This is a genomic window from Serratia ureilytica, assembly GCF_013375155.1.
GTDB lineage: Bacteria > Pseudomonadota > Gammaproteobacteria > Enterobacterales > Enterobacteriaceae > Serratia > Serratia ureilytica.
The window spans coordinates 135,596-158,365 of the sequence record NZ_JABXOF010000005.1 but is presented as its reverse complement, the minus strand read 5'-3'; the positions used below and the strand labels follow the sequence as shown (position 1 = coordinate 158,365).

The following is a 22,770-nucleotide window of genomic DNA, read 5'->3' as shown; positions in this document are numbered from 1 at the left end:
GGCCATTAGTGCGGCAGCGGGGCCAGCTGCTTGTTGCGGCGGAACTTCGCCTGCAGCCGGTCGAAGTAAAGATAGACCACCGGCGTGGTGTACAGCGTCAGCAACTGGCTCATCACCAGACCGCCGGCGATGGTGATGCCGAGCGGCTGGCGCAGCTCCGCGCCGTCGCCGCTGGTCAACACCAGCGGCAGCGCGCCGAACAGCGCCGCCAGCGTGGTCATCAGGATCGGCCGGAAGCGCAGCAGGCTGGCCTGGAAAATCGCCTCGCGGGCGCTGATGCCGCCGTTGCGCTGCGCCTCGAGCGCGAAGTCGACCATCATGATGGCGTTTTTCTTCACGATGCCGATCAACAGCATGATGCCGATCAGCGCGATCAGGCTGAACGGCGCGCCGAACAGCTCGAGCGCCAACAGCGCCCCCACGCCCGCGGAAGGCAGGGTGGAGAGGATGGTCAGCGGATGGATATAGCTCTCGTACAGCACGCCGAGCACGATATACACCGTGGCGATCGCCGCCAGGATCAGGATCAGCTGCGACTTCAGGGTGTCCTGGAACACCTGGGCGGTGCCGGCGAAGGCGCCGCGCACCGTGGACGGCACGCCGAGCTGAGTCATGGTGCGCTCGACAGCGGCGGTGGCGTCCGACAGGCTGCCGCCGTCCGGCAGGTTAAAGGAGATGGTCGAGGCGGCGGACAGCCCCTGATGGTTGACCGACAGCGGCGCGTTGGCCGGTCGCCAACTGGCGAAGTAGGAGAGCGGTATCGCCTTGCCTTCGTTGTTGATGATGAACATCTTGTCCAGCGAGCTGACGTCCTGAGTGTAAGGCGGCGCCACTTCCATCACCACTTTGTATTGGTTGAGCGGTTGATAGATGGTCGAAATCTGTCGCTGGCCGAAGGCGTTGTTCAACAGGTTGTTGGCGTCGGACACCGAAATGCCGAGACGCGCCATGGTCTCGCGATCGTAGACCAGATCCATCTCCGAGCCTTTATCCTGCTGATCCGAGTTGACGTCCGCCAGCTCGGGCAATGCCGCCAGCGCGGCGCGGATCTTCGGTTCCCAGTCGCGCAGCGCGGCGAGGTCATCCGCCAGCAGCGTATATTGGTAGCTGGCGTTGGCCTGGCGGCCGCCGACGCGGATATCCTGCACCGCCATCAAGAACAGGCTGGCGCCCGGTTCTTTGGCCAGGCGAGCGCGCAGGCGGGCGATCACTTTCTGCGCGTCGTCGCTGCGTACCGACAGCGGTTTCAGTGAGATGAACATCGAGCCGCTGTTGGTGCGCGAGCCGCCGGTAAAGCCGGTGACGTTTTCCACGTCCGGATCTTCGCGCACGATTTTCATGAAATCTTCCAGTTTGCCGCGCATCGCCTGGAACGAGATGCTCTGATCGGCCTGGATAAAGCCCATCAGGCGGCCGGTATCCTGTTCGGGGAAGAAGGTTTTCGGGATGCTGATATACAGCCAGACGTTGAGCGCAATGGTGGCGAGGAACACCGCCAGCACCCAGCGCGAGTGGCCAAGCACCCAGTTCAGCGAGCGTCCGTATCCCTGCTGCAGCGCCAGCAGCATTTTGCCGAAGCCGCGCGCGCGCCGCTGCGAACGTGCCGGCTGGTGGCGCAGCAGATAGGCGCACATCATCGGCGTGAGCGTCAGCGAGACGATCAGCGACAGCCCGATCGACACCGACAGGGTGACGGCGAATTCGCGGAACAGCCGGCCGGGCAGGCCCGCCATCAGCAGCAGCGGGATAAACACCGCCACCAGCGAAACGCTCATCGACAGCACGGTGAAACCGACCTCCCGTGCGCCCAGCAGCGCAGCGTTGATCGGTTTCATGCCTGCCTCGACGTGGCGGGAAATGTTTTCCAGCACCACGATGGCGTCGTCCACCACAAAGCCGGTGGCGATGGTCAGCGCCATCAGCGACAGGTTGTTGAGGCTGAAGCCGCACAGATACATGGCGGCGAACGAGCCGATCAGCGACACCGGCACGGCGACCGCCGGGATCAGCGTGGCGCGGCCGGAGCGCAGGAAGATGAACACCACCAGGATCACCAGCCCGATGGCGATCGCCAGCGACTGTTCCACCTCGGCCAGCGACGCGCGAATGGTCGGCGAGCGATCCTGCGCGACGTTGAGTTGAATCGAGGCCGGGATATTCTCCTGCAAGGCGGGCAGCTCGGCGCGAATGCGATCGACGGTTTCGATGATGTTGGCGTCCGGCGCGCGGCTGATGGCCAGAACGATCGCCGGCTTGGCGTCGGTCATCCCGGCGTTGCGCACGTCCTGCACCGAATCTTTGACCTCGGCCACGTCGCCGAGCCGCACCGCCGAACCGTTGTTGTAATGAACGATCAGCGGGCGGTAGGCGTCGGCGGTTTTCAGCGCGTCGTTGGCCTGGATTTGCCAACGTTGCTGCGGGTTTTCGACGGCGCCCTGCGGGCGGCGCACGTTGGCGTTGCTGATGGCCTGCCGCACGGCATCCAGCGAAACGCCCTGATTGAACAGCGCCGAAGGGTTCAACTCCACGCGCACCGCCGGCAGCGAGCTGCCGCCCACGGAAACGTCGCCGACGCCTTCGGTCTGGCTGATCTTCTGCGCCAGCTGGGTGGAGGCGAAATCGTAAAGCTGCCCCTGGCTGTAGATGTCCGACGTCAGCGTCAGGATCATGATCGGCGCGTCGGAAGGGTTGACCTTGCGATAGCTGGGGCGGCTCGGCATGCCGGTCGGCAACAGGCTTTGCGCGGCGTTAATCGCCGCCTGCACGTCGCGCGCGGCGCCGTTGATGTCTCGGCTGAGATCGAACTGCAAAATCACCCGGGTGCTGCCGAGCGAGCTCATCGAGGTCATTTCATTGACCCCGGCGATACGGCCCAGCGCGCGCTCCAGCGGCGTCGCCACCGAGGAGGCCATGGTTTCCGGCGAGGCGCCCGGCAGCGACGCGCTGATCGAAATCACCGGAAAATCCACCTGCGGCAGCGGCGACACCGGCAGCAGGCGAAAACCGATCGCGCCGCTGATGGCGATGGCCAGCGTCAGCAGGGTGGTGGCCACCGGCCGGTGAATGAACAGGGCGAAGAATTTCACGGCAGCTCCTGCGTATCCGGCTGGCGATGCGTGTTGCGCGCCAGTTTGTCAAACAGCAGGTAGATCACCGGCGTGGTGAACAGCGTCAGGATCTGGCTCATGATCAGGCCGCCGACCATACAGACGCCCAGCGGATGCCGCAGCTCCGCGCCGACGCCGGTGCTCAGCATCAGCGGCAGCGCGCCGAGCAAGGCCGCCAGCGTGGTCATCAGGATCGGCCGGAAACGCAGCAGGCAGGCCTGATAGATGGCGTCGCGCGGCGATAAACCCTGTTCGCGTTCCGCCGCCAGCGCGAAGTCGATCATCATGATGGCGTTCTTCTTCACGATGCCGATCAGCAGGATGATGCCGATGATGGCGATCACGTCCAGTTCGCTGCCGGCCAGCATCAACGCCAGCAGCGCGCCGACCCCGGCGGTCGGCAGGGTGGAGAGGATGGTCACCGGATGAATGAAGCTTTCATACAGCACGCCCAGCACGATATACATCGCCACCACCGCCGCCAAAATCAGCCACAGCGTGCTGCCGAGCGCCGCCTGGAAGGCCAGCGTCGCGCCCTGGAATTGGGTGGTGATGTCTTTCGGCATGGCGAGATTTTTTTCCGCCTGGGTGACCGCGTCTACCGCTTCGCCGAGCGAGTAGCCGGCGGCGACGTTGAACGAGACGGTGGCCGACGGGAATTGGTCGAGGTGGTTGACCGACAGCGGGCCGAACCGTTCTTCGATTTTGGCGATGGCGCTCAACGGCACCACGGCGCCGTCCTTGCCGCTCAGACGGATCTCATTGAGCGCCGCCAGCCCCGGCGTCGCGCTGACGTCGTGCTCCAACACCACCCGGTATTGATTGGCCTGGGTGTAGATGGTGGAGATCAGGCGTTGGCCGAAGGCGTTGTACAACGCATTGTCCACGTCGCTCATGGTGACGCCGAGGCGCGAGGCCGAATCGCGATCGACGTTGACGTAGGCGACCAGCCCCTGATCCTGCCAATCGCTGGTGACGTCCGCCAGCTGCGGGGTTTGTTTCAGCTCATCCATCAGCTGCGGCACCCACAGGCTGAGATCGTCCAGCGACATCGCCTGCAGGGTGAACTGGTACTGGGTGCGGCTGACCTGGGTATCGATGGTCAGATCCTGCACCGGCTGCAGGTACAGCTTCACGCCGGGGAACTGCGCCGTTTGCTGCTGCAACCGGCTGATGATCGCCGGAATGCGGTCGCTGCGTTCGCTCAGCGGCTTCAGGTTGATCTGCAGCCGGCCGCTGTTGAGCGTGGCGTTGCTGCCGTCGACGCCGACGAACGAGGTCAGGCTTTCCACCGCCGGATCTTTGAGGATCTGCGCCGCGACCTGCTGCTGGCGCTCGGCCATGTTGCTGAACGAAACGCTCTGCGGCGCCTCCAGCGTGCCCTGAATGATGCCGTTGTCCTGCACCGGGAAGAAGCCTTTCGGGATCAGCAGGTACAGCAACACCGTCAGCGCCAGGGTGCCCACGGCCACGCCGAGCGTCAGCCAGGGGTGGTTAAGCACCGTTTTCAGCCACTGGCCGTATCGCGCGATCACGCGCTCGAAAAAGCGCTCGGAGGCGGCGGAGAAGCGGTTCTGCTTGCGCAGCGATTCGTGGCTGAGCATGCGGGCGCACATCATCGGCGTCAGCGTCAGCGATACCACGGCGGAGATCAAAATCGCCACCGCCAGCGTCACGGCGAACTCGCGGAACAGGCGGCCGACGATGTCGCCCATGAACAGCAGCGGGATCAGCACCGCCACCAGCGAGAAGGTCAGCGAGATGATGGTGAAGCCGATCTCGCCGGCCCCTTTCAGCGCGGCGTCGAGCGGCTTTTCCCCTTTCTCGATGTAGCGCGAGATGTTCTCGATCACCACGATGGCGTCATCCACCACGAAACCGGTGGCGATGGTTAATGCCATCAGCGTCAGGTTATTGATAGAGAAGCCGAGGAAATACATGGCGGCGAAGGTGCCGACCAGCGACAGCGGCACCGCCACGCTGGGGATAATGGTCGCCGGCACGTTGCGCAGGAACACGTAGATCACCATTACCACCAGCGCGATCGCCAGCAGCAGCTCGAACTGCACGTCGCTGACCGAGGCGCGGATGGTGGTGGTGCGATCGGTCAACACCTTGACGTCGACCGACTTGGGCAGGCTTTTAATCAGCGTCGGCAGCATTTCGCGGATGCTGTCGGCGGTGGTGATGACGTTGACGCCGGGCTGGCGCTGAATGTTCAGCACGATCGCCTGTTGCTGGTTGGCCCAGGCCGCCAGTCGGGTATTTTCCGCCCCTTGTTCGATGGTGGCGATATCCTGCAGGCGGATCGCCGCGCCGTTCTGATAGGCGACGATCAGCTGGCGATAGTCGTCGGCGGATTTCATTTGGTCGTTGGCGGACAGGGTGACCGAGCGGGTCGGGCCGTCCAGGCTGCCTTTTGCCGAGTTGACGTTGGCGTTGCTGATGGCGGTGCGGATGGTTTCGCTGTTCAGGCCATAGGCGGCGACCGCCGCGGCGTTCAGTTTTACACGCACCGCCGGGCGTTGGCCGCCGGCCAGGGTCACCAGGCCGACGCCGGTCACCTGAGAGATTTTCTGCGCTACGCGCGTCTCCACCATGTCTTCCACCTGCGTCATCGGCATGGCGGTGGAGGTGACGGCCAGCGTCAGGATCGGCGGATCGGCCGGGTTAACCTTGCTGTAAATCGGCGGGTAGGGCAGATCGTTCGGCAATAGGTTGGTGGCGGCGTTGATCGCCGCCTGCACTTCCTGCTCCGCGACGTCGAGCGGCAGCGCCAGCTGGAATTGCAGCGTCACCACCGAGGCGCCGCCGGAGCTTTGCGACGCCATTTGCTTCAGGCCGGACATCTGGCCGAACTGGCGTTCCAGCGGCGCGGTAATGGCGGAGGTGACCACGTCCGGGCTGGCGCCGGGATACAGCGTCACCACCTGGATGGTCGGGTAGTCCACTTCCGGCAACGCGGAAACCGGCAGCGCACGATAGCCGATGATCCCCGCCAGCAGTATCGCCACCATCAGCAGGGTGGTGGCGACCGGGCGCAGGATAAACAGGCGGGAAGGGCCGCCGCCGCGGGTCGGTGGCATCACCTGCATCAGGACTTCCTCTGAACGTCAGGTTCGCGCTTGGCTTTTGACGCCGCAGGCGCGTCGTTCGGCGCCAGCACTTCCACCTGCATGCCTTCGGTCAGGCGATCGATGCCGTCGGTCACCACCCGATCGCCGGCGTTGAGGCCGGCGCTGATCACCACCTGCCGGCTGTCCTGCACGCCGGCGGTGACCCGGTGTTTGCTGACCTTGTTGTCTTCGCTGAGCGTCCAGACGAAGTTGCCTTCGTTGCCCATCTGCAGCGCGGCGGTCGGGATCACCACCGCATCGTGCAGGGTATCCACCTGCAGCCGCGCGTTGACGAACTGGTTGGGGAACAGCGCGTCGTCTTCGTTGGCGAAGCGCGCTTTCAGCTTGATGGTGCCGGTGGCGGTATCAATTTGGTTGTCCAGGCTCAGCAGCGAACCGGTCGTCAGCTTGTTCTGGTTGGTGCGATCCCAGGCTTCGACGCTCACCGGCCCGGCTTTTTGCGCCTTGAGCAGATCGGCGATGTTGCCTTCGGGCAGCGTGAACACCACGTCGATCGGGTGCGTCTGCGTGATCACCACCAAACCGGTGGTGCTGCCGCTGGTGACGTAGTTGCCGACGTCGACCAGTTTCAACCCGACGCGGCCGTCGATTGGCGCAGTGATGCGGCTGTAGGTGATCTGCAGTTTGGCGCTGTCGACCGCGCCCTGATCGGCTTTGATGGCGCCTTCGGTTTGCTGCACCAGCGAGGCCTGCGTATCCAGCTCTTGACGGGAAACCAGATTGGTTTTCACCAATTGCTGATAGCGCGCCAGATCGCGCCGGGCGTTGGCCAGCGTGGCCTGATCTTTTGCCAACAGCCCCTGCGCCTGGGTCAGCTGCACCTGGAACGGCCGGGGATCGATTTCTGCCAGCAGATCGCCGGCTTTGACCTGCTGGCCTTCGGTAAAGTGGATCGCCATCAGTTGGCCGTCGACCCGGCTGGTGACGGTGACGGTATTGGCGGCGATGGCGGTGCCCAAGCCGGAAAGATAGCGCGGCACCGTCTGTTGCGTGGCCGTCGCGGCCTGCACTGGCGACATCGGCGCGCCGCGCCGCCCGCCCGCCGCGCGACCGGCCCCCGCTTTGCCGCCGGCCTGCTGCGCGCCCGGGGCCGTGCCGGCCGGCGGTTGAGCGGCGTTAAAATAACGCCAGGCGAAGACGGCGGCGATGACCAGGATGGCCGCAACCAGCAGGCGCGGCATCAGGGAACGGCGTTGGGGTTTTGCATTCATGGCGGCGAAAATTCTCTCCAAAAGGCAGGGGTGCGGGCACTCATTGCCACAAAAATGACACTCCTTACAGGATACTAGTTTAGCCAGCGGGGACGGCATAAAAATGAAGGAAATATGGAGGAACCGTCAGCATTGTCCTAATAAGTGGGTGATTTGAGCGTGCTATGTTTATAAGTGATTTGTTTCAGCTTATAGCCAATCCGTTTTAGCGTTCTATCCTGGTTGGCGCTAATAATTAACCCGCGAATCTTTTCCCACAGGAGCAGGTGATGAGCAACAGAGAATTGGGCCGCTCAGGCATTCAGGTGCCGGCGTTGACCTTTGGCGGCAATGTGTTCGGTTGGACGGCGGATCAAGCGACCTCGTTCAGCCTGCTGGATGCGCTGGTGGACAATCAGCTCAACTTTATCGATACCGCCGACGTTTATTCCAGCTGGGCGCCGGGCAACCGGGGCGGCGAATCGGAAACCGTCATCGGCGAATGGCTGAAGAAGAGCGGCAAGCGCGACCAGGTGATCATCGCCACCAAGGTGGGTAAACCGATGGGCGAAGGCAAACAGGGTCTGTCGCCGCGCTATATTCAGCAGGCGGTGGAAGATTCGCTGCGGCGCCTGCAAACCGATTATATCGATCTTTATCAGTCGCATGACGATGACCGCGATACGCCGCTGGAAGAGACGCTGGCGGCGTTCGATGCGTTGATTAAGGCCGGCAAGGTGCGGGCGATCGGCGCCTCCAACTATCAGGCGGATCGCCTGGAAGAAGCGCTGCGGGTGAGCGAGAGCAACGGATTGGCGCGCTACGAAACCCTGCAGCCGGAATACAATCTGTATGCGCGCGAAGGGTATGAAGCCGAGCTGGAGCGGGTGGCGCAGCGCCATGGCCTCGGGGTGATCAACTTCTTCGCGCTGGCCAGCGGCTTTCTGACCGGCAAATACCGCAGCAAAGCGGATGAGGGCAAAAGTCAGCGCGGCGATCGCATCGTCGAACGCTACCTGAACCCGCGCGGTTTCCGCATCCTGGCGGCGCTGGATCAGGTGGCGGGCAAACACGGCGTCTCTGCGGCGCAGGTCTCGCTGGCCTGGCTGATCGCGCGTCCGAGCATCACCGCGCCGATCGTCAGCGCCACCTCGTTGTCGCAGCTGGATGAGTTGGTCAGCGCCACGCGTCTGACGCTGGATGCGGACGACATTCAGACGCTGAACCACGCCAGCGCCGAGTAAGAGCCGCCGGCGATTTTGCTCTATGCTGAAGGGGTCAATATGACTCATTCAGGAAACTGCAATGTCTGGCGATATCATCAACGACCTCGCGGCGCTGGAACAGCTGTACGGCAAGCCCGCCGCGCCCTCGGTTTTTAAAGAAGTCAGCTACATCCACCCGGCTTACCGTCCGTTTATCGAGGCGGCGCCGTTCGCCGCCCTCTCGACGGTGGGGCCGGACGGCATGGACGTCTCGCCGCGCGGCGATCCGGCCGGTTTCATTCATATCGAAGACGAGAAAACCCTGCTGTTGCCGGATCGGCGTGGCAATAACCGCATCGACAGCCTGCGCAATATCCTGCACGACAACCGGGTGGCGCTGCTGCTGCTGATCCCCGGCATCGGCGAAACGCTGCGGATTAACGGGCGGGCGGAGATCGTGGTGGCGCCGGCGGTGTTGCAGCGCTTCGCCCACCGCAACCAGCTGCCGCGTTCGGTGCTGCGCATTCGGGTGGAGGCGGTGTTCTTCCAGTGCAGCCGGGCGATCTTGCGTTCGGGGTTATGGGAAGAGGCCAGCCGCCTCGAGCGTTCGGTGCTGCCCAGCCCCGGCCATATTTTGGCCGCGGTGAGCCAAACGCGCTTCGACGGTGAGGAGTACGACAGCGCGCTGCCGCAGCGGCTGAAGGATACGCTGTATTAATCGCCGTGGCGTTCGCGCCACGTTTGTCGATTCAGCCGGTATAAGACGTGCTTTTGCAGCGGATGGCCCGCCGGCAGACGCGGGTGCAGGAAGGTTTCGCCGTCGAAGCGCATACCGATGCGCGTCATCACCCGGCGCGACGGCTGGTTATCTTCGGCGGTGAAGGACACCACTTCCGGCAAATGCAGCGTGTCGAAGGCGCACGCCAGCGCGGCGCGCGCCGCCTCAGCGGCGTAGCCGTTGCCCCAGTGGGCCGCCGCCAACCGCCAGCCGATCTCCACGCAGGGGGAGCAAGGCAGATCGTCGCCCGGCTGCGCCAGCCCGACAAAACCGATAAAAGGCGCGCCGCTTTTCACTTCCACCGCCCACAGCCCCCAGCCGTGCTGTTGCAGGAAAGCGCGGATGCGTTCGGCCTGCGCGCGGCTTTCCTCGGCCGTCATCGTCGCCGGGAAATAGCGCATGACCTGCGGATCGGCGTTGAGCGCGGCGAAGGCCGGCAGGTCGTCGTCGCGCCAGGGGCGCAGCCGCAGCCTGGCGCTGTCGAGGGTAAGGATGGTCGACATGATGCATAGCCTCCAATGAACAAGGGCGCGGCGAGCCGCGCCCGCGGGCTGTCAACGGAACAGCGTTTGCGCCCAGCGCGCCAGCCCGGCGGTGACCGAGCCGAAGTCGTTGCCGCCGACGATCGGAATGCCCGGCAGCTGCTGTTGCAGCGCGGCGCGCAGCAGCGGCGAACGCGCGCTGCCGCCGGTCAGGTAGATCACCTGCGGCGCGGTCTGGCTGCTGGCCAGCGCGGCGCTGACCTGCTCCTGAATGCGCATCAACGGCTGCGAGATGGCGTCGGCGAGCTGATCCTGGCTGATGTTCTCCGCCAGATCGGCCTGCACGAAATTGAGCGGCGCGCTGATGGCCGTTTGGCCGGACAGGGCGATCTTACTCTCTTCGGCCGCCCGCACCAATCGGTAGCTCAGGCGCTGCTGGTACACTTTCAGCAGGCGCTTGACCTTTTCCGGCTCCGCCGCGTCGAGGATCAGATCGCGCAGCACGCGGCCGTTGGCGGTGCTGTAGAAATCGTTTTGCGCCGGCACATCGTTGGTCGCCACCGCGTTCCAGTAAGGCAGCGCCGGCAGGGCGATGCCTTTCGCGGTTTCGCCACCCAGGCCGAACAGCGGCATCAGCTGCTTGAAGGCCAGCATGATGTCCAGATCGTTACCGCCGACCCGGCAGCCGCTGTGGCCCAGCAGGCTCTGCTGGCGATCGGCGCGGTTGCGCCACTGCGGCCCCATCAGCAGCACCGAGCAGTCGGTGGTGCCGCCACCGATGTCCACTACCAGCACGGTTTGCTCTTCGCTCAGCGTCGCTTCGAAGTCCAGCCCCGCCGCCACCGGCTCGAACTGGAATTCAATGTCCTTGAAACCGGCGCGTTCGGCGGCGCGTTGCAGAATGCCCTGCGCCTGCCGGTTGGCTTCGTCGCCGCCGATGCCCTGGAAGTTGATCGGTCGGCCGATCACCGCCTGATCGATGCCGGTTTGCAGCACATTTTCCGCCTGGCGTTTGATGTGGAACATCATGGCGCACACCAGGTCTTCGAACAGCGCGATCTGCTGTGGTTTCAGGCCGTTGGCGCCGAGGAAGGACTTCGGCGAGCGCACGAAGTACACCTCTTCCGGATCTTCCATATAGTGCGCCAGCGCCTGCAGGCCGAACAGCACGCTGTCGCCGTTGACCGGAATGTCTTCTTCGCGGTTGTAACTGATGGCGCGGCGCAGCAGCTGCTGGTTTTCTTCGCTGCCGGTCGGGATCTGCCAATGGCGGTGCAGGCATTCGCTCACCGCTTCGCGGGTCGGCGCGCACAGCATCGAAGGCAGATAGGGCGCGTTGTTTTCCAGCGTCAACAGCTCGGGGCCGTGGTCGCGCATCACTGCAACGGAACAGTTGGCTGTCCCGTAATCGAATCCAATAAACATCTCTTTTTTGTCCCCATGCCAATGAAGGGGGGCGACTTTACCCGAGACGGGGCCGGCGGGCAATGCGCCAATGCGCGAGTGTCGAAAAATTTAGCGGGCGCGGCGGCGTGCGCGAACTTTCTCAGTGCAGATAACGCTCAAGCCGCAGCAATGGCACAGTCGGCTATGAAAATGGCGTGCTTCGCCCATCAAGACGCACGCCATTTCTTTATACTCAACAGGTATTCCGAGCGGGGAATGCCTTTCCCTATGACTCTGTGATGAGGATTTCATGACGCGCAACTCGACCTTTCTCATGAATATCGGCTGGAGAACCCTGCTGAAAGATCTGGGGCTCCAGCCGACGGATGTTTTACGCCGGGCTGCATTGCCTGAAGATCTGTTGTCACGCACCGCTGAAGGGATCACTACGGAAGAATATTTCCGCTTCTGGCGCGCGATGGAGGAAGGAACGGGCGACCCGTTGTTTCCGTTGAAAATCGTTGCGCTGATGTCAACGGAATCGTTTGACCCTCCGATATTCGCCGCCCTGTGCAGCGCCAATCTGGCGCAAGCTGTCCAGCGGTTAGCGAAATACAAGCAACTTACGGCGCCGATGAGCCTGGAGCTCGCCATCGGCCCTGAAGGCGAAATGACGATTTCACCCCGCTGGTTGTTGGCGGAGGAGGCGGTACCGGCGTCTTTACTGGTGGCTGAGCTGGCATTTTATGTTCGGCTGGCGCAGCTTGCCACGCGCGAACCGGTAAAAGCGCGCCGTATCACCTTGCCTGAACTGCCGCCTGCAGCCCTTTCACGCCCCTTGGCAGCCTTCTTCGGCTGCGCGGTAACGCCTGGGGCAGGGCCGGGCATTACTTTCTCCTCCGCAGATGCCTTGCGTCCCTTTTTGACAGTGAATGAGGGCATGTGGCGCGTTTTCGAACCCGAGCTGCGTCGTCGCCTCAGTGAACTGGACGCCACGGCAACCACCGGAGAGCGCGTTTGTGCGGTGCTGCTGGAGTTGATTCCCAGCAATACCGCCGGCATCGACGCGGTGGCGGCAAGATTGGGCATGAGCCGCCGGACGCTGCAGCGGCGTCTGGAAGATGAGGGCGAGAGTTTTCGTTCGCTGAGCAACGGCACCCGGGAAAAATTGGCGCGCCACTATCTTAAGCATTCGACCCTTACCAGCGGAGAGATTGCCTTTTTGCTCGGTTTTGAAGAGCCGAACTCTTTCTTCCGCGCCTTTCACGAATGGACAGGGCAAACGCCGGAAGCGGCTCGCCAGGCGATGCGGCTGAATTAGCCGAGAGGCGCTGTTCACGTTGGCGCATTCTGCGAGTTGATTGGCGCGGTTCGACATGGTTGCGGCAGGGCCCGTCGCTTAAAGTGGACAACATACAGACTGCGCAGGCAGTCGCCAACGCAATCATCCTAATAAGGAGCAGTCAGTATGAAGTCCAAAGTGATCCTGGTGACCGGCGCCTCGTCCGGTATTGGCGAAGCCACCGCCGTCACGTTAAAGCAGCGCGGGCATACCGTTTATGCGGCCGCCCGCCGGGTTGAACGCATGCAGGCTCTGGCTGCCGCCGGCATTCGCGTTTTGCCGTTGGACGTCACCGACGATGCTTCCATGGCGCAGGCGGTAAAGACCATCATCGCCGAAACGGGGCGTATCGATGTGTTGGTCAATAACGCCGGTTACGGCTCCTATGGCGCTATTGAAGACGTTTCTGCGGATGAGGCTCGCGCTCAATTTGATGTGAATGTGTTCGGTGCGGTTCGGCTGACGCAGCTGATTTTGCCGCACATGCGAGCGCAGCGCTCCGGCACCGTCATCAATATTACGTCGATGGGCGGGAAAATACATACGCCGCTGGGTGGATGGTATCACGGCACCAAATTCGCCTTGGAGGCCATCAGCGACTGTTTGCGCATGGAGGTGCAACCTTTCGGCATCGACGTCGTGGTGATCGAACCCGGCGGCATCCAGAGTGAATGGGCGGATATCGCCGCGGAAAAACTGATCGGCGTTTCCGGCCAGAGCGAGTACGCCGCTCAGGCTCACGCTGTCGCCCACGCCATGGTCAGCGACGCCAGCAAGAAACGGCAATCGCCGCCGAGCGTGATTGCCGATACGATCGCCAAAGCCGTCGCCGCCCATCGTCCGAAAACGCGCTATGCCGTGGGGTTTGGCGCGAAACCGCTGATTTTTCTGCGGCGCTTGTTGTCCGATCGCGCCTTCGATGGGCTGATGCGCCGGGCATTGGGGGTACCGCGCCAGGGGCAATAAGTCGTCGGGCAGCGGGGCTTTATGTCGGTGGCGGTGAAAATGGTGCGTCTGAACGCTGTTCAGACGCATAATCATTAAAGACAATCGCTAATCTGGACGGTGGGAAGGTGCGTAACTTAATGTCCGAATTCCGCACGTCAGCGCGCTAGCCGAGTCCCATAATGCAGAAAAAACCGAACCCGAGCGTTGCCATGAATACTCAACAGCAAGCGTTGTACGACGCGCTGCGCGCGCGTGACCGCAAATTCGACGGCCGTTTTTTCGTCGGCGTCTCTTCCACCGGCATCTATTGTCGCCCGGTGTGCAGCGCCCGCACGCCGAAGCTGGAAAACTGCACCTTTTATCCGAGCGCGGCGGCGGCTGAACTGGCGGGGTTTCGCCCCTGCCTCAAATGCCGACCGGAACTGGCGCCCGGCCTGGCGCTGATCGATCTGGGCAACCGCTATGCCCAGGTGGCGGTGCAGCTCATCGAGCAGGGGTATCTGTCCGAACACAGCTGCGAAGCGCTGGCGGCGCGGCTGGGCATTTCCGATCGCCATCTGCGGCGCATCTTCGCCGAACAGTTTGGCGCTTCGCCGATCGACTACGCGCAGTCACATCGGTTGCTGCAGGCCAAGCGCCTGCTGGCGGACACCGATCTGCCGCTCAGCGAGGTGGCGTTCGCCGCCGGTTTCGGCAGCCTGCGGCGTTTCAACGAGCTGTTCAAGGCGCGTTACCGCCTGATCCCTTCGGCGCTGCGCAGCGGCGGCGCGCGCGGTGAACGGGCCGCCGCCAGCGGGTTGGTGTTTCACCTGGGCTATCGGCCGCCCTATGACTGGGCGCGCATGCTGAATTTCTTGCAGGCGCGCGCCGTGCAGGGCGTGGAGCGGGTCGAGGGGCGCCGCTACCTGCGCTCGATCGCCGTCAGCCAGGGCGGCACGGAACACCGCGGCTGGCTCAGCGTGCAGCCGGAAGAGGCGCGCAATCGGGTTCGGGTCGAGATTGCGCCGACGCTCAGTCTGGTGACGACGGAGGTGTTGCGCCGGGTGCGCCTGCTGTTTGATCTGGACGCCGCGCCGGATCGCATCAATGAGGCGCTGGGCTCGCTGGCGGCCGATGCGCCGGGGCTGCGCCTGCCGGGCTGCGTGAACAGTTTCGAGCAGGCGGCGCGTGCGGTGCTGGGGCAGTTGGTCAGCGTGAAAATGGCGGCGACCTTCGCCGGACGGATGGCCGAACGCTGGGGCGAAGCGCTGGCGACGCCGCATGAGGGCATCACCCACGTTTTCCCCACAGCAGAACGGGTGGCGCAGCTGCAGCCTGAAGAACTGCGCCCGCTCGGGGTGCAAGTGAAGCGCGCGGCGGCGCTGATCGAGATCGCCCGCGCGCTGGGGGAAGGACGGCTGCAGCTCGACAACGTGCTGGATATCGAACAGGGCATCAAGGCGCTGACCGCGCTGCCGGGCATCGGCAACTGGACCGCCAGCTATATCGCGATGCGCGCCTGGTCGTGGCCGGACGTGTTCCTGGCCGGCGACTACCTGATCAAACAGCGTTTCCCCGGTATGACGCCGCGCCAGATTGAACGCTACGCCGAACGTTGGCGCCCGTGGCGCTCTTACGCCACGCTGCACCTGTGGCACAACGGCGGCTGGGCGCCGGAAGGAGAGAGTTGAACGCGGCTAGCGGGGGGACTCGATCAGCTGCAGCAGGCGGCTCATGCCTTCACGCATCAGGAACGCCAGCAGCTTTTCCCGCTCGGCCGGCGTCAGGTGGTAGTAATACTCGATCCAGACCCGCACCGGATCCTGGCGTTTGACCGCGTAGTCCGGATGGTCTGCCTCGCGCAAGGCCGACAGGCTGCGCGCGCCGAACGGCAGACTGTCGATATGGTATTCCAGCGCTTTGCCCTGCACGCCGCTGCGGCGGCGGCTGACCCAGCCTTCGCGTCGGGCCATCAGATTGACCCCTTGCGGGGTTGACGGCAACCCCGCCTTACCCATCAGTTCCCTGGCGGAAAACCATTTCTTTTCCATAGTCCCTTATCCCTGAGCCATCACATGTCGAGGAAAATCAACGGATACGCTGATACTCGTACGGGTGCTTCATCTTACTTAATCGTTTAAGCCTAAGGTGTTATTTATATCACTAATCTTGTCTTGGTTAATATTATGTAACGAACGAGATGCGAGGCGCCGCCCGGGAGACGGCGCCTGAGAGGGGGGAGAGGGTTAACGGATGCCGAAATAGCCGTCGCTGAGCAACACCGCCAGCGGCTGCTCCAGCGCCACCTGGTCGCCGTCCGCCAGATCGACGCCAATGTCGCGCAGCGCCTGCAGCGTCACCGGCTGGTGAGCCGGTCCGGCGAAGGTCTGCGCTTTAATGCGATGCGCCGCGCCGTTGAGCATCGAGACCATCAGCTCGTCCATCTGGTTGCAGTGCACGTTGGTGATAAAGCGCTCATCGATGCGAATGATGTCGATCCTCTGGTCGCTGAGCTCATCGAACGCATTGATGTTATGCCCGAAGCCGTTGACGATCAGCCGGCAGCCCTGCTGCTGCAGTTCGCGGAGAAATGCCCGACACTGCGCGGCGTGCTCCAGTATTGCGGCCTCATCGACGCTGAACAGCAGCGCCTGCGGCGGCAGCGAGGAAGCGCGCACCGTTTCAGTCAGGTAGCGCTGGAAGTCGGCGCTCAGCAGGCTGTCGATGGCCAGCGGCAGCGCGAGCGACAGCCCTTTGCGTTTGATGTCGTCGGCATATTTCACCAGCAGTTGCGCCGCCGTCCAGCGGTCGATGTCCGGCATCAGGCCGTACAGCTGCGCGGCGGCGATGAACGCCTCGTGCGACAGCGGGCGGTCGTCCGGCGCCATCACCTGCAGTGTTACCTGGTGAAACGCGGCCGACAGCGGCGTCGCCGGCGGCGCGATGGCGCGGGTCAGCAGCCGCAGCTGCCCCTCGCTGACGATCGCCTGTACCTCCTGTGGGCTCAGCAATTCATGCTGCCGTTCCAGCAGCTGTTTTTGTCGCGTTTCATACAGATACACCTGGCCGCGCCCGTGGTGTTTGGCGGTGTAGCAGGCGATGTCGGCCTGCGCCAGCAGCTCGCTGCTTTTGGCGTCGCCGCCGATGCGCGTGATGCCGGCGCTGGCGCCGACGCGGTAAATCTTTCCTTCCCAGTAGAACGGGTGTTGGCTGATTTGGTTGACCACCTGTTGCATCAGCGATTTGGCCTGTTCAAGCCGGCAGTCGAACAGGATTAGGCCGAATTCGTCGCCACCCAGCCGGGCCAGGCAGTCGCTGTTGCGCAGCTGGTGCCGCATCAGCTGGGAGATGTCCCGCAGCAAGGCATCACCCGCCGCGTGGCCGGCGGTGTCGTTCACCGCCTTGAACCGATCCAGATCGAGGAACACCAGCGAATGCGACGACGACGGTTCGCCGCTGGCGACGATCGCCGCTTTCAACTGCTTCTCGAAGCGGGTACGGTTCGGCAGGCCGGTCAGCGCGTCGTGTGAGGCGCTGTAGCTGAGCTTTTTCATCAATTCGCGCGAGGCGGTGACATCCTGCAGCACCATCACCGCGCCCATGGTTTCGCCGTCGAGGGTTTTCAGCGGTGAGACCGACTGCTGCACGTCGAAATAGCGCCCGTCGCGGCTGTGCAGCACCAGCGCGTAATCCGCCGGCCACTGCCGTGGGTATTGCGTGAGGTTTTCGATTTCCGGGCCGTCTTTACCGTTGGTCAGGCGCACCACGCCGGCGACGGGCATACCGATCGCCAGATCGAGCGGCCAGCCGCACATCTGCTCGGCCACCGGATTCATAAAGGTAATGCGCTGGTGACCGTCGGTGGAGATCACCCCTTCGCCGATGGCGTCGAGGGTAATGTGCAAGCGCTCTTTCTCCTCGTGCAGCGCTTCGGCGAGGATCTTGAGCTCGGTCATGTCGATATTGGTGCCGATCATGCGCAGCGGCTGGCCCTGGTCGTCGAGGATCACATTGCCCTGGCCGCGAATATGGCGTAACTTGCCGCCGCGCGTGGTGATGCGAAATTCCATGACGAATGGTCGTGGCTGAGCCAGAATCTCGGCCAGCTCGCGATCGGTGCGGTCGCGATCTTCCGGCACCAACAGCGTACGCCACAGCGCCAACGTCGGCGTTTGGTCGGAATTGAGATCGTAGAGTTCGAACATGCGCTGATCCCAGGTGAAGTTTTCCTGGCTTATCACCCATTCCCAGATGCCGACGCCGCCCACCTGATTGGCCAGCGTTATGCGCTCCACCAGCCGGTTGTTTTCCGCCTGGCTGCGCTTCAAATCGCTGATGTCCTCCACCTGAGAGATGAAGTACAACGGCACCCCTTCGGCGTCGCGCACCAGCGAAACCGCCAGCAGCGCCCAAACGGTCTGGCCGTCGCTGCGAATGTAGCGTTTCTCCAGGGTATAGCTGCTGATATGGCCATCGAGCAGGTCGTGCAACTGGCTGAGATCGGCGTTGAGATCGTCGGGATGCGTAATTTCTTGAAAGGTCAGCTTATGCAGCGCCTCCGGCGTATAGCCGAGCAGCGTGCACAGCGCCTGATTGACCTGCAGCCATTTGCCCTGCGGCGACACCAGCGCCATGCCGATGGCGGAATACTCCAGCGCGCTGCGAAAGCGGCTTTCACTTTCGACGATATGCTGTTTTTCCACTCGGAAGGCGTGCATCACCACCGCCATTGCGTGCGCCGGGATTAAAATCAGCAGCATCGGCAAGTACAGACCGAGATCGCCAAGGTGTTTGCCGGTAGCCTGAAAATGCAGCAGTCCCAGCGAAATCATCACGGTGATCAGCAAGAGGGTGCAGAAGCAAACGGTGAACGCCTCAAAACGCGGCAGTGCGATGGCTGCCCACAGCAGCGGCAAAATCACGAACGTGAACGGAAAAGGCAGATAGGTCAGCGCCATAAAGCTGAAAGCCAGCGTAACCATCAGTGTCAGCAATAATGGAAACGGGTTCAGCGCCGTCAGGGTACGACGGTTGTAAGCGAGGCCGATCGGTGCCAGCGACAGTACCCCTATCGCTTCGGAAATGAACCAGGTACCGAACGGCTGCCAAAAAGGCTGCTCTGGCGCGGGTACCAGGCCGGCGGCCAGCAGCGCGCTGAACAGCGGGGTAAAAATCACCGCACAGACCACAAAACGCAGCCAACTGGCGAGATCATTCAACGGATCGTACGGGTGTAGCATGCGGCGCAACAGCAGGGCGCAAATCGCCGCTTCCAGCAGGTTGATGGCGGCCAGCTTGACGGGAGTGACGCTGACGCCGAACAGCAAGAAGCTGGCGAGCACGATGCCGAGGCCGCTGGCCAGCAGCGGCAGCCCCCAGTGACGCGGGGCGTGGCGGTACAGCACCGCGATTGCGGCGGCGGTCGGGAACCACAGCGGCGTGAAGTGGCGGGCTTCGTTGGACAGCGACAGGCTCAACAAGGCGAGCAAAAACGTCGCCAGCGCCACGAACAGGGAATGCGTCACCACGACGCCTTTGTGTGTGCCGAACGTGTTCGGCGCGCTGATATCCATAGACACCCTTACCGATGGCCTCTGTCAGTGATTGGATTCATGACGTGGATGAATTAAGACGATTTATTGGCAAAGGGTAGTACAGCGCGAGAGGAAAACCTACCGGGAAGGCCGACTTTACTGCGTTAACGCCAGCCCGGCGACAGAATGACGAAAAAGCCGGCGCGAGGCCGGCTTTTGGCGTATTACAGCAGGAACAGGGTGGCGAGGCCGAGGAAGATGAAAAAGCCGCCGGTGTCGGTCAGCGCGGTGATGAGCACGCTCGAGCCGACCGCCGGATCGCGGCCCAGTTTGAGCATGGTCATCGGGATCACCACGCCCATCAGCGCCGCCAACAGCAGGTTGAGCAGCATCGCCAGCGTCATCACGCCGCCCATTGCCGCGTCGCCGTACAGCAGCCAGGTGATCACGCCCATGATGCCGCCCCACACCACGCCGTTGATGATGGCGACGCCCAGCTCCCTGAGCATCAGGCGCGAGATGTTGCCGACTTCAATCTGGTGCAGCGCCAGCGCGCGCACAATCATGGTGATGGTTTGGTTGCCGGTGTTGCCGCCGATGCCGGCGACGATCGGCATCAGCGCCGCCAGCGCCACCAACTGGGAAATGGTGTGTTCGAACAGGCCAATCACGCGCGAGGCGACGAACGCGGTACAGAGGTTGATCGCCAGCCAGGCCCAGCGGGTCTTGACCGCCTTGCTGACCGGGGCGAACACGTCTTCTTCCGGGCTCAAACCGCCCATGCGGCGCAAATTGGTGTCGCTCTCTTCGTTGACGGCGTCGACGATCTCTTCGATAGTCAGGCGGCCCATCAGTTTGCCTTTGGCATCAACCACCGGGGCGCTGATCAGGTCGTAACGTTCGAACGCGCCGGCCGCTTCATCGGCCTTGTCTTCGGGCTGAAAGGTGGCGGGATCGCTGTCCATCACCTCGCGCACCGGGATCTCCGGGTCGTTCAGCAGCACTGCGGTGAGCGGCAGTTCGCCCAGCAGGGTGTTTTTGCGATCGGTGACGAACAGTTTATCGGTGGCGTCGGGAATGGTTTTACGCATGCGCAAAAAACGGTGCACCGCGCCGAGCGTGACGTCCGGCCGCACCGTCACCAGTTCGAAATCCATCATCCAGCCGACGCTGTCTTTGGCGTACTGGCTCATCTCGCGCACCTGAGCGCGCTGCTCCGGCTCCAGCGAGGTCAGCAACCGGCCCATCAGGTTACGCGGCAGGTATTGCGCCAGATAGGCCTGTTCGTCCACGTCCAGCGTTTTGATCGCTTTGAGCAGGTCTTTATCGCTCATTTCTTCGATCAGGCTGTCCCAGACCGGTTCGGCGACTTCCACCAGCGTCTGGCCGCGCTTGCTGTTGCCCACCAGCCGCCACAGCGCCATGCGCTCGTCCTGCGGCAGCGCTTCCAGCAGGTCCGCCAGGTCGGCGGCGTGCATGTCGTCAAGCAGGCCGGTAATTTCCGCCGTTTGGTTCAGCAGTTCGCTTTGGCTGAGGGCGTGTTCATCCCCTGGGCGGCCGAGAATGCCGTCGACCAATTCCTTATTGTTCAACAACAGAGTGAGAATGCGCTGGCGGTGTTCAGCGACTTTTTTGACGTTATGGGTTGCGGCTGACATGGTGTTCCTTAACGGGCGCTCGGCGTTCCTGACGCAGGCTCATTAAAAGATAGAGCATAGCGAGTGCCGGAGTCATTTTTATGAAACGGACGGGGCGCGGCGGTTATTCAGAGGAGGCGTCCTGTTGCGGCGCGCTGACTTCGGCGGCGTTTTGCGCAGCGGCCTGCTTTTTTTCCTGATGATGAGGCACCGCCACCACGGCGGCGTACAGCAGTCGGCCGACTAAAATGATAAAGCTGATAAACAACACTATCTTCGTCATCTGTCCGGTGGTTTTCTTGCGCATATATCACCCGGTATGCCGGTGTCCTGTGTTATTCGCTCGAGAATTTGTAACCGGATTTTAGGCGCTGATGACAAAAGTTGTCCATTTTTTTCCGGCGAGCGGCGCGCCGTATTAGGGTTTCGTTTAGGTTGGCGGAGCGGGGGCGGAAAGAAAAACCCCCTGTCTGGCAGGGGGCGGGGGATCAGGCGGAGCGCTGTTCGTCTTGCGAACCTTCTTCGTCGATCAGCAGCTTCCAGCCGACGACGTCGTTCCAGTAGGCCTGCTCGCGCTCGAAGTCCAACTGCACCAGGTTGTTTTGCGCCAGGTAGCCGGCCGGGAAGCGCAGCGTCCAGTGGTTGTCGTCGGTGGTCAGGCGCAGCGTTTCCGGCGTGGTGGTCGACTGGCGCTGGTTGTTGAGCAGGGTGCTCAGACGCAGCAGCTGGATCAGCGGCAGGTAGTGTTTCTTTTTGAACAGGTTGAGGCGCGGCAGCTCTTCCAGCTTGATCGCCTTGCGGTGGAAACGCACCAACGCCGCCAACAGCAGCTGCTGTTCCTGGTTAAAGCCAGGCAGATTGGAGTTTTGCAGAATGTAAGCCGAATGGCGATGCATGCCGCTGTGGTTGATGCTCAGCCCCACTTCGTGCAGCATGGCGGCCCATTTCAGCAGGGCTTCCAATTGCGGATGCACCAGCTTGGTGTTTTGCGCCATCCACTGCGAATAGAGCAGTTCGGTGGTTTCCAGCACCCGCTTGGCCTGTTCGCGGTCGATGTTGTAGTGATCGGCCAGGCTTTTGGCGGTGCGGCTGCGGATGTCCTGGTGGCGGAAGCGGCCTTCCATTTCATACAGCACGCCTTCGCGCAACGCACCGTCAGACAGGCGCAGATCGCGGATCGCCAGCGCATCGAACACGCCGCACAGAATAGCCAGCCCCGGCACGAACACCGATTGGCGATCTTCCGACAGCCCCGGCAGGCTCAGTGAGCTGAAGCTTTTGAACTGCAGCACCTGTTCGGCGAGCATTTCCAGGCGTTCGAGGGTGATCAGACCGTCTTTTTCGCCCATCGCCACCAGCACTTCGTGGGCGGCCTTGATGGTGCCTGAGGCGCCCAGCGCGTACTGCCAGCCCTGAATGCGGTACTGCCAGGCCAGCGTTTCCAGCTTCTGCGCCGCCGCCAGCCGCGCGCGGCGGAAGTTGTTTTTGCTGATCTCGCCGCCGGGGAAGAACAGCTGGGCGAAGCTGACGCAGCCCATGCGGCGGCTTTCCGCCAGCAGCGGCTCGAAGTCTTCGCCGATCACCAGCTCGGTCGAGCCGCCGCCGATGTCGATCACCAGCTTGCGGCCTTTCTCCGGTTGAGTGTGCTCCACGCCCATGAAGATCAGGCGCGCTTCTTCCTGGCCAGCGATGATTTCGATCGGGTAGGGGATCACTTTGGCGGCGCGCTTGAGGAACACTTCGGCGTTCACCGCCTGGCGCAGGGTGTGGGTCCCGACGATGGTGACGTTATCCGCCGGGAAGCCCTGCAGCCGTTCGGCAAACAGCGCCAGGCAGGCCAGGCCGCGTTCTATCGCCTCTTCACTGAGTACGTTGTTGCTGTCCAATCCGTCGGCGAGGTGCACCCGCTGTTTTAAACGGCCCAATACCTGTAAGGCGCCGTTGACGACGCGGGCGATCACCATGTGGAAACTGTTCGACCCGAGGTCGATGGCGGCGATTTCCTGCGGTTTGTTCGTTGCAGTGTTTTTTAGCGGCATAGTTGC

At 62.8% G+C, this 22,770-nt stretch carries 15 protein-coding genes; 5 read left to right on the top strand and 10 right to left on the bottom strand.

The window, feature by feature from the left end; genetic code table 11:
* Positions 1 to 5: 5 nt before the first annotated feature.
* From mdtC to HWW83_RS11250, 3 genes are read right to left on the bottom strand one after another with little or no spacing between them, the layout of a single operon-like run.
* Positions 6 to 3,086: a multidrug efflux RND transporter permease subunit MdtC gene (gene mdtC / locus HWW83_RS11260; protein ID WP_096242487.1), complete on the bottom strand. Its 3,081-nt coding sequence runs from the start codon at positions 3,084 to 3,086 to the stop codon at positions 6 to 8.
* Positions 3,083 to 6,202 carry an MdtB/MuxB family multidrug efflux RND transporter permease subunit gene (locus tag HWW83_RS11255; protein ID WP_033644058.1) on the bottom strand — a complete coding sequence of 1,040 codons (3,120 nt, stop codon included), beginning with the start codon at positions 6,200 to 6,202 and terminating at the stop codon, positions 3,083 to 3,085. Before HWW83_RS11255 ends, mdtC begins: the two co-directional genes overlap by 4 nt.
* Complete coding sequence (locus HWW83_RS11250; RefSeq protein WP_176589297.1) at positions 6,202 to 7,455, bottom strand: MdtA/MuxA family multidrug efflux RND transporter periplasmic adaptor subunit; 1,254 nt, start codon at positions 7,453 to 7,455, stop codon at positions 6,202 to 6,204. The genes HWW83_RS11255 and HWW83_RS11250 overlap by 1 nt, the downstream gene beginning before the upstream one ends.
* Before the next feature lie 269 nt (positions 7,456 to 7,724).
* Between HWW83_RS11250 and HWW83_RS11245 the strand changes: the two genes are divergently transcribed.
* Both HWW83_RS11245 and HWW83_RS11240 read left to right on the top strand, forming a co-directional pair.
* Positions 7,725 to 8,678, top strand: coding sequence for an aldo/keto reductase (locus HWW83_RS11245; protein WP_060660366.1), 954 nt, complete (start codon positions 7,725 to 7,727; stop codon positions 8,676 to 8,678).
* 61 nt (positions 8,679 to 8,739) lie between these two features.
* Positions 8,740 to 9,357, top strand: a complete 618-nt coding sequence (locus HWW83_RS11240) for a pyridoxamine 5'-phosphate oxidase family protein (RefSeq protein WP_033644055.1) — start codon at positions 8,740 to 8,742, stop codon at positions 9,355 to 9,357.
* Here the strand turns inward: HWW83_RS11240 and HWW83_RS11235 are convergent.
* The gene (locus tag HWW83_RS11235) at positions 9,354 to 9,920 is read right to left on the bottom strand and encodes a GNAT family N-acetyltransferase (RefSeq protein ID WP_142002800.1); all 567 of its coding nucleotides are present in this window, start codon (positions 9,918 to 9,920) and stop codon (positions 9,354 to 9,356) included. The genes HWW83_RS11240 and HWW83_RS11235 overlap by 4 nt on opposite strands.
* A gap of 51 nt (positions 9,921 to 9,971) precedes the next feature.
* Positions 9,972 to 11,324, bottom strand: coding sequence for a molecular chaperone (gene yegD / locus HWW83_RS11230; protein WP_033651543.1), 1,353 nt, complete (start codon positions 11,322 to 11,324; stop codon positions 9,972 to 9,974).
* A gap of 271 nt (positions 11,325 to 11,595) precedes the next feature.
* On the opposite strand from yegD, the gene HWW83_RS11225 reads away from it, so the two are divergent.
* The 3 genes from HWW83_RS11225 to alkA all read left to right on the top strand — a co-directional run bounded on the left by HWW83_RS11225 (position 11,596) and on the right by alkA (position 15,245).
* Positions 11,596 to 12,606, top strand: a complete 1,011-nt coding sequence (locus HWW83_RS11225; protein ID WP_033644051.1) for an AraC family transcriptional regulator — start codon at positions 11,596 to 11,598, stop codon at positions 12,604 to 12,606.
* Between the two features lie 147 nt (positions 12,607 to 12,753).
* Positions 12,754 to 13,593: an oxidoreductase gene (locus HWW83_RS11220; protein ID WP_033651541.1), complete on the top strand. Its 840-nt coding sequence runs from the start codon at positions 12,754 to 12,756 to the stop codon at positions 13,591 to 13,593.
* Between the two features lie 161 nt (positions 13,594 to 13,754).
* On the top strand, positions 13,755 to 15,245 hold the full coding sequence (gene alkA / locus HWW83_RS11215) for a DNA-3-methyladenine glycosylase 2 (RefSeq protein ID WP_089195065.1): 1,491 nt from the start codon (positions 13,755 to 13,757) through the stop codon (positions 15,243 to 15,245).
* Positions 15,246 to 15,251: 6 nt separating this feature from the next.
* Here the strand turns inward: alkA and HWW83_RS11210 are convergent, their stop codons facing one another.
* The 5 genes from HWW83_RS11210 to ppx form a co-directional block, all read right to left on the bottom strand.
* The gene (locus tag HWW83_RS11210; protein ID WP_069101090.1) at positions 15,252 to 15,605 is read right to left on the bottom strand and encodes a DNA-binding protein; all 354 of its coding nucleotides are present in this window, start codon (positions 15,603 to 15,605) and stop codon (positions 15,252 to 15,254) included.
* A 195-nt stretch (positions 15,606 to 15,800) separates the two neighbouring features.
* On the bottom strand, positions 15,801 to 19,127 hold the full coding sequence (locus HWW83_RS11205; protein WP_176589296.1) for a diguanylate cyclase: 3,327 nt from the start codon (positions 19,125 to 19,127) through the stop codon (positions 15,801 to 15,803).
* A 185-nt stretch (positions 19,128 to 19,312) separates the two neighbouring features.
* Positions 19,313 to 20,746: a magnesium transporter gene (gene mgtE / locus HWW83_RS11200; RefSeq protein ID WP_015378729.1), complete on the bottom strand. Its 1,434-nt coding sequence runs from the start codon at positions 20,744 to 20,746 to the stop codon at positions 19,313 to 19,315.
* Positions 20,747 to 20,849: 103 nt separating this feature from the next.
* Complete coding sequence (locus tag HWW83_RS11195; protein WP_004941600.1) at positions 20,850 to 21,032, bottom strand: YfgG family protein; 183 nt, start codon at positions 21,030 to 21,032, stop codon at positions 20,850 to 20,852.
* A gap of 181 nt (positions 21,033 to 21,213) precedes the next feature.
* Positions 21,214 to 22,764, bottom strand: a complete 1,551-nt coding sequence (gene ppx, locus HWW83_RS11190) for an exopolyphosphatase (RefSeq protein WP_033632396.1) — start codon at positions 22,762 to 22,764, stop codon at positions 21,214 to 21,216.
* Positions 22,765 to 22,770: the final 6 nt, after the last annotated feature.

What these genes read in the sequence shown, in the direction of transcription:
- HWW83_RS11255 (WP_033644058.1), bottom strand. Translation starts at nt 6,202, where the DNA reads ATGCAGGTGATGCCACCGACCCGCGGCGGCGGCCCTTCCCGCCTGTTT.
- HWW83_RS11250 (WP_176589297.1), bottom strand. Translation starts at nt 7,455, where the DNA reads ATGAATGCAAAACCCCAACGCCGTTCCCTGATGCCGCGCCTGCTGGTT.
- HWW83_RS11245 (WP_060660366.1), top strand. Translation starts at nt 7,725, where the DNA reads ATGAGCAACAGAGAATTGGGCCGCTCAGGCATTCAGGTGCCGGCGTTG.
- HWW83_RS11240 (WP_033644055.1), top strand. Translation starts at nt 8,740, where the DNA reads ATGTCTGGCGATATCATCAACGACCTCGCGGCGCTGGAACAGCTGTAC.
- HWW83_RS11235 (WP_142002800.1), bottom strand. Translation starts at nt 9,920, where the DNA reads ATGTCGACCATCCTTACCCTCGACAGCGCCAGGCTGCGGCTGCGCCCC.
- yegD (WP_033651543.1), bottom strand. Translation starts at nt 11,324, where the DNA reads ATGTTTATTGGATTCGATTACGGGACAGCCAACTGTTCCGTTGCAGTG.
- HWW83_RS11225 (WP_033644051.1), top strand. Translation starts at nt 11,596, where the DNA reads ATGACGCGCAACTCGACCTTTCTCATGAATATCGGCTGGAGAACCCTG.
- HWW83_RS11220 (WP_033651541.1), top strand. Translation starts at nt 12,754, where the DNA reads ATGAAGTCCAAAGTGATCCTGGTGACCGGCGCCTCGTCCGGTATTGGC.
- alkA (WP_089195065.1), top strand. Translation starts at nt 13,755, where the DNA reads ATGCAGAAAAAACCGAACCCGAGCGTTGCCATGAATACTCAACAGCAA.
- HWW83_RS11210 (WP_069101090.1), bottom strand. Translation starts at nt 15,605, where the DNA reads ATGGAAAAGAAATGGTTTTCCGCCAGGGAACTGATGGGTAAGGCGGGG.
- HWW83_RS11205 (WP_176589296.1), bottom strand. Translation starts at nt 19,127, where the DNA reads ATGGATATCAGCGCGCCGAACACGTTCGGCACACACAAAGGCGTCGTG.
- mgtE (WP_015378729.1), bottom strand. Translation starts at nt 20,746, where the DNA reads ATGTCAGCCGCAACCCATAACGTCAAAAAAGTCGCTGAACACCGCCAG.
- HWW83_RS11195 (WP_004941600.1), bottom strand. Translation starts at nt 21,032, where the DNA reads ATGCGCAAGAAAACCACCGGACAGATGACGAAGATAGTGTTGTTTATC.
- ppx (WP_033632396.1), bottom strand. Translation starts at nt 22,764, where the DNA reads ATGCCGCTAAAAAACACTGCAACGAACAAACCGCAGGAAATCGCCGCC.